We start from the raw sequence: 588 nt of genomic DNA, 5'->3' as shown, positions 1-588 counted from the left end.
CCTGCTGAATGAGCAAGACAAAGAAGAAGTTGTTTGAACTGAACCTATATTATCTTTTGCTTCTGTGCCTCTTTGTATTCCAAGTACAGCTGTTAGGGCTGTACTTAAACCACCAGCAGCACCATTTGAAATTTTAATTTTAAGAGTACCATTGACACTTGAAAGAGTACTAAGAGTAGTACTATATACATTTGAGAATTTCAAAGCCAGCACAAACTCAATCTTTTTCTAGCAGCTAAAAAGACTTAAAATTCTTACAAGAGAAAACAATTTCTCTCAAAAAATAAAAGAAAACTCTAAATTCTTTTTTTATTTAAACGATATAGCATTTAACAGGCTCAAGGAAGGGCTTGAATTTTATAAAAGGATTTAAAATGGGTTTTAGAATAAACACAAATGTCGGTGCATTGAATGCTAAAGCAAACTCTGATCTTAACAACAGAACTTTAGATACTACTTTAGCAAGACTTAGTTCTGGTTTTAGAATCAATTCAGCAGCCGATGATGCTTCAGGGATGGCGATAGCAGATAGTCTTCGTTCTCAAGCCTCTACTTTGGGTCAGGCTATTGACAATGGTAACCAAGCTT

Annotated in this window: 1 protein-coding gene and 1 pseudogene; one reads left to right on the top strand and one right to left on the bottom strand. The window is 34.5% G+C overall.

Annotated features, from left to right (window positions below; translation table 11 throughout):
- Positions 1 to 213 (bottom strand): hypothetical protein (locus OQH62_RS08610; RefSeq protein WP_266016156.1); only part of this gene is annotated, 213 nt, incomplete at its 3' end.
- A 161-nt stretch (positions 214 to 374) separates the two neighbouring features.
- Between OQH62_RS08610 and OQH62_RS08605 the strand changes: the two are divergent.
- Positions 375 to 588: pseudogene (locus OQH62_RS08605) on the top strand (flagellin); the annotation flags it as partial.

Source organism: Campylobacter sp. MIT 21-1684 (assembly GCF_026241315.1).
In the GTDB taxonomy this organism is placed as follows: Bacteria; Campylobacterota; Campylobacteria; order Campylobacterales; family Campylobacteraceae; genus Campylobacter_D.
The sequence above is the reverse complement of the archived record's forward strand: the minus strand, read 5'-3'. Positions and strand labels throughout refer to the sequence as shown.